This is a genomic window from Arthrobacter sp. Dra40 (genome assembly GCF_059091905.1).
Map to the genome: position 1 here is coordinate 1 of NZ_JBNHHB010000291.1, position 5,391 is coordinate 5,391.

4 protein-coding genes are annotated in these 5,391 nt (G+C 66.1%); all 4 read right to left on the reverse strand.

Features of this window, described 5'->3' with window-relative positions:
* Window positions 1–143: 143 nt before the first annotated feature.
* From AC5RWT_RS34135 to AC5RWT_RS34150, 4 genes are read right to left on the reverse strand one after another with little or no spacing between them, the layout of a single operon-like run.
* Window positions 144–1,115 (reverse strand): ABC transporter ATP-binding protein, encoded by a 972-nt coding sequence (locus AC5RWT_RS34135; RefSeq protein WP_494084092.1) that lies wholly within the window; start codon window positions 1,113–1,115, stop codon window positions 144–146.
* Window positions 1,116–1,129: 14 nt separating this feature from the next.
* Entirely contained in the window at window positions 1,130–2,863 is a 1,734-nt protein-coding gene (locus tag AC5RWT_RS34140; protein ID WP_494084093.1) for a dipeptide/oligopeptide/nickel ABC transporter permease/ATP-binding protein, read from the reverse strand.
* Complete coding sequence (locus AC5RWT_RS34145) at window positions 2,856–3,953, reverse strand: ABC transporter permease (protein ID WP_494084094.1); 1,098 nt, start codon at window positions 3,951–3,953, stop codon at window positions 2,856–2,858. Before AC5RWT_RS34145 ends, AC5RWT_RS34140 begins: the two co-directional genes overlap by 8 nt.
* Window positions 3,908–5,341, reverse strand: a complete 1,434-nt coding sequence (locus tag AC5RWT_RS34150; RefSeq protein WP_494084095.1) for an amidase — start codon at window positions 5,339–5,341, stop codon at window positions 3,908–3,910. Before AC5RWT_RS34150 ends, AC5RWT_RS34145 begins: the two co-directional genes overlap by 46 nt.
* Window positions 5,342–5,391: the final 50 nt, after the last annotated feature.

Genomic DNA, 5,391 nt, shown 5'->3' on the forward strand with positions numbered 1-5,391 from the left:
GAGGCGCCGGGCTTCATCGTCGGATGTCACCGCGGCGACCTGGTTTCCGCGGACGACGACGGCGGTTGCGTCGGCGTGCAGGGAGTGGCCGTCGAAGACGCGGCCCGAGTGGAAGACGGTTGTGCTTTCCTTCGCGCCGGTTCTCACGAGGCATCGCCTTCGCTCGCCTCGGCGGCGGGCGGGGCCCAGTTGACATCGCCCTCGATATTAAAGCCGGGGCCGCCGGGCACCGAATCGAGCAGCCGGCGGGTGTAGGGATGGGAGGGTGAGGAATAGACGGTTTCGATCCCGCCGGACTCCACCAGGTCGCCGCGGTACAGGACGGCGATTTCGTCGCTGATGTGGCGCACTACGGCGAGGTTGTGGGAGATGAACAACATGGTCATGTTGAGGTCGCGGCGCAAGTCGGTCAACAGGTTGAGGATGTCGGCCTGGGTGGTCACATCGAGTGCCGACGTAATCTCATCCGCGATGATGAGTTCGGGCTGCACCGCCAGGGCCCGGGCGATGGCGATGCGTTGGCGCTGCCCGCCGGAGAACTCGTGCGGATAGCGATGGGCGGCCTCGGCCGGCAGCATCACTTTCTCCAGCCAGCCGGCGATATCTGCAGCGTGCCGTCGCGGGTTGGCCCCCAGCGGGTCGAGAGCCTCTGCCAGGGTTTGTCCGATGGTTCGCCGGGGATTCAGCGAAGAGTACGGGTCCTGAGGGATCAGCTGGATCTTCCGGCGCAGGCGTCGCAGACCGGCCCGTTTGAGGTCTTTTGTCTCGCGGCCATCGAAGCGGATCGCTCCGCTGGTCGGGACAAGGTCCCCGATCAGGGTTTTGGCCAGCGTGGATTTCCCCGAACCGGACTCACCCACCAGACCAACCGTTTGTCCGCGCCGGATCTGCAGGCTCACCCGGTTCAGAATGCGCGAACGACTCGAACCCGAACCCAGATCGACGCTGACGTTGTCGACTTTAAGGAGGAGATCCGGAAGGCCGGCGGCGTCCTTCTCAGCGCCCGGGAGGCTGGGCTGGTCCTGTGGCGGCCGCGCGGGGGCCGGGCTGGGTGGGGGAGTGTCTGCCGGTTCCGGCCGGTCGGCCCGTGCCACAGGCAGGGAGAAACTGTCCATGGTCTGTCTTCCTTTCACTGGTCCGACTCGGTCATGCCGTTCCCGGTCGTTGGCTGGGATCGCGCTCCGGCAAGTGCTGCGCGGGGCCCGGTCATGCTGGGGGTGGCGGCCAGCAACGAACGGGTGTACGGGTGTGTAGCGTGTCCTGCCTGCAGGTCGCGCCCGCTGAGGCGTTCGAGGATCTGTCCGTCGTGCATCACCAGCACCTGGTCGCAGAGTTCCTGGACCACGCCGATGTCGTGGGAGATGAACAGCAGGGCGGTGCCGCGTTCGCGGTTTACTTTCCGGAATTTGCGCAGGACCTCGGCCTGGACCGTGACGTCGAGGGCGGTGGTGGGTTCGTCGGCGATCAGCAGTTTCGGTTCTGCCACGGTGGAGGAAGCGATCACCGCCCGCTGCAGCATGCCGCCGGAGAGTTGGTGCGGGTGCTGGCTCATCCTCAGTTCAGGGTCGCGGATGCTCATTTCAGCCAGGGCGGTGACCATTTCTTGGTCTGCTTGCTTGCGGTTCCGCCGAAGGTGGACGCGCTGCACTTCGGTCAGTTGCGGACCCATGCGCAGGGCCGGGTTGAAGGTGGTCCCCGGGTCTTGGAAGACCAGGCCGATGCTGGAGGCCAGGACCTTGGGGTCGTTCCGGGCCAGCAGATCCAATCCGTCCAGGCGGAGTGTGTGCGCTGCCGCCGTGACACCTTCGGCGAGGAGACCGGCCACGGTCATGGCGGTCATGGATTTACCGGATCCGGACTCACCGACCAGGCCCACGATTTCGCCGCTCTTGATGCTGAAGGAGACGCCCTTGACCAGTTCCTTGCCGTTGGGCGCGGTGACCGTGAGGTTGTCGACTTCAAGCAGCGCGTCCGGCGCGGGGCTGGCCGAGACCGGGCGGCGGGCAGGCAGGCGCTTGCCAAGGAACCGGCGGCCGCCCCGCGGGTCGGCCGCCGAGGCCAAGCCGTCTCCGATCAGCATGGCTCCCAGACCGGAAACGACCAGCATGATGGAGGGAACCACCACCTGCAGCGGCTGTGAGTAGATGGAGACCAGGCCCTCGTTCAGCAGCCGGCCAAAATCATACTCGGGGCTCTGCACTCCGAGCCCGACGAAGGACAGCGAGGAGATTTCCAGCAGGGACAGCGCGAAGCTGGAGGTCGCCATCACCAGGATCGGCTCCGCCATGTTGGGCAGTAGGTGGCGGACGGCGAGCAGCGGTGCCGGAACACCCAGCAGGCGCGCGGTTCCGACGAAGTTGCGCTGTGATACCGAGGCGGCCATGTTGGCTGTCAGCCGGGCGAAACCGGGAATTCCGGCGAGGCCGATGGCAATCACTGCCGTCACACTGCCGGGGCCGAGAATGGCGGCAATGATCAGCGCCAGGATGAGGGATGGGTAGGCGACAGCTGCCTCAATGAGCCGCAGCGCAACTTCACGCACGCGGCGCGGGGCCAGCCACACCCCCGCACCCAGGGCCAGGCCGCCGATCACGGCAATGACAGTTGCGGAAACGGACATGATGAGCGTCAGCCGCGTCGCGACCAGGGACCGGGCCAGAATGTCCCGGCCGAAATCATCGGTTCCCATCAGGTGCTCGGGAGAAGGACCCTGGCGGGTATCGGGAGTGAGGGTCTCGGCGGCGTCCGCGAGGAACAGCGGCGCGACGACGGCGGTGATGATCATGCCGCCGATCAGGAAGAGTCCAAGGACCAGCCCGGCGCTCCACCGGAAGCGGCGGGGTTGTGCGGTGTTCTCATCCATGGGACTTCGCTCCGAGGGTGCGGGGGTCGATGATGCCGAGGATGACGTCGACCAGGATGTTCAACAGTGTGGCGATGAGGCCGATGACCAGGATGATGCCCTGGATCAGCGGGTAGTCGCGGTAGATGATCGCCTGGATGATCTCGTTGCCCAGACCGGGATAGTTAAAGACCGTTTCGATGATGATTGCCCCGCCCAGCAGGCTGGCAAGGATCAGGCCCGTCAACGTCAACGTACTGGTCAGCAGGTTCGGCAGTGCGTGCCGCAGGTACAGCCGCAGCGGCGGGATGCGGCGTCCGCGTGCGGTGCGCATGTAGTCCTGTTCCAGGACGGTGGCCGTTTCCTGGCGGACGACCCTGGCGACGGCGCAGGCGGGTCCGATTCCGAGTGCCAGCGTCGGCAGGACAAGTGCCGCCAGCGAGTCGGCGCCACCGGCCGGGAAGATCGGCACCATGATCGCGAACGCCACGATCAGCAACGTGGCGGTCACGTAGCCCGGAAGGGAAGCCAGGAAGCCTGCAACGTTGCTGAAGACCAGGTCCAGCCAACGCCGGCGTCCGCCGCGGGTCAGGACGCCCACGCCCATGCCGGCCGGGATGGCGACCACCAACACCACGGCGATCGCCATCAACGCGAGCTGTGCGGTATACGGCAGCTTCGTGGCGACGATGCCGGCAACCGCGTCGTTGAACCGGAAACTCGTGCCAAGGTCGAACTGGAGCAATCCTGTTAAGTAGTCGAGGAAGCGCAGCGGCAAGGGATCGTCCAGGCCCATCTGCTCGCGCAGCCGGGCCAGCGTTTCCGGCGAAGCATCAGTTCCGGCAATGGCGCGCGCCGGATCACCCGGAATAAGCGGGACGATCATGAAGGTGAGGACGACCAGCAGGAAGAGCGAGAGCAGCAGCCCGCCGGTCCGCCTGATTGCAAAGTTGACCCAGGCATTGGAGGTCCAGTTCCCGCGCGGCGGGACGTTCCGGCGTCCGGGACCTGCAGCACCGCCTGCGAAATCCGTGGTGCCTGCTTCGAGGATTTTCGCTCCGGCCGTCATGACAAAACTTCCGCCGGCACCGGTGCCAATCGGTCCTGCCACCGGAAATGATCCTCGGCCTGGGCTGCCAGGGCGATGAGCTGTGCCTCGCCGAAAGGTGCCCCCACCAGTTGGGCACCGACAGGCAGGCCCCTGTTGTCTGTGTGGACCGGGAGGCTGATGGCAGGCTGGCCCGACATGTTGCAGAAGGATGTGAAAGAGATCATCCGGATTTCGGTCTCCCGCGCGCCGCCGGGGTTGTTGTTGGCTTCCTCCAGCACCACGCCTACGGGTGGGGTGGTGGTTGCCATGGTTGGCGTCAGCAGCACATCGAAGTCACGGCCCCACTGGGCTACGATACGGCGCGACTCCAGCTGAAGTTGGGCGGCGGCCCGGGCGTAGAGGCCTGAATGGAAGCCTTCGGCCTGTTTGATCCGGTAGGCGATGTAGGGGTCGACCTGGGACACGTCATCGAAGCCAGTAGCCCAGACGGAAGCGCTGATGATCACCTGGAAGGCGTCGATTGCTTCCCGTGAGAAGAGCAGGGGAGCCGCGTCGAAGACATGGTGGCCGGCGCCTTCGAGTACGTGGGCGAGCTTGCGGGCCGCTTCGACGCAGTCCGGGTCAACGGGCAATCCGGTCGGAGCTTCCAGCAGCATCCCGATCCGGAGCCGGCCCGGATTTGCCCCGACTTCGGAAGCGAAAGGGCGTTCCGGAACAGGGGCCGAATACCAAGCATGGGGGTCGGTGCCGCTCATCGCGTCCAGGATGGCCGCTGAATCGGCAACGCTGCGGGCGATGGCGCCTTCAACTGTCGAATGCTCCCAGGCAAAAACCTCTTGTGGGACGCGTGCCCGGCTGGGTTTGAGACCCACCAGCCCGCAGGCGGAGGAGGGCACCCGGATGGATCCTCCGCCGTCAGAGGCATGCGCGATCGGTGCCAAGCCGGCGGCAACTGCGGCGGCGGCCCCGCCGCTGGAACCGCCGGGGGTGTAGTCGGTGTTCCACGGGTTGCGCGTCGTCCCATGCCGCCGGTTTTCGGAGACGGTCAAGGGGCCCAGCTCCGGGGAATTGGTGCGGCCCATCAGCAGGAAGCCGGCGGCCTGCAGCTTCTGGACCACGAGGCTGCTCTCCGCGCGGGGCGTGTCACTGATCGCCAGGGAGGAGTGGGTGTTGGGTTGTCCGGCTACATCGGATAAATCCTTGATCGGGATGGGGACGCCGTGGAACGGGCCCAGGGGTTCCCCGGCAACCACGGCACGTTCCGCTTCGCGGGCGGCGGCGCGGACTTCGCCGTCGTTGCGCCACACGATCGCGTTGATTCCCGGATTGATCCGGTCAATACGTTCCAGGTAGGTATTGGCGGCTTCAACCGGACTGATCTCGCGGTTACGGATCGCGGCGGCCAGAGCGGTGGCTGAACCGAAGGGGTCCATGGTGTCTCCTGACATGGGAAAGAGTGAAGGGGAACCGCCGGGTGGGCGTCTGCCGGCAGGCGCCC

Excerpts from the sequence above, each read along its gene's own strand:
- AC5RWT_RS34135 (WP_494084092.1), bottom strand. The coding sequence starts at position 1,115 with ATGGACAGTTTCTCCCTGCCTGTGGCACGGGCCGACCGGCCGGAACCG.
- AC5RWT_RS34140 (WP_494084093.1), bottom strand. The coding sequence starts at position 2,863 with ATGGATGAGAACACCGCACAACCCCGCCGCTTCCGGTGGAGCGCCGGG.
- AC5RWT_RS34150 (WP_494084095.1), bottom strand. The coding sequence starts at position 5,341 with ATGTCAGGAGACACCATGGACCCCTTCGGTTCAGCCACCGCTCTGGCC.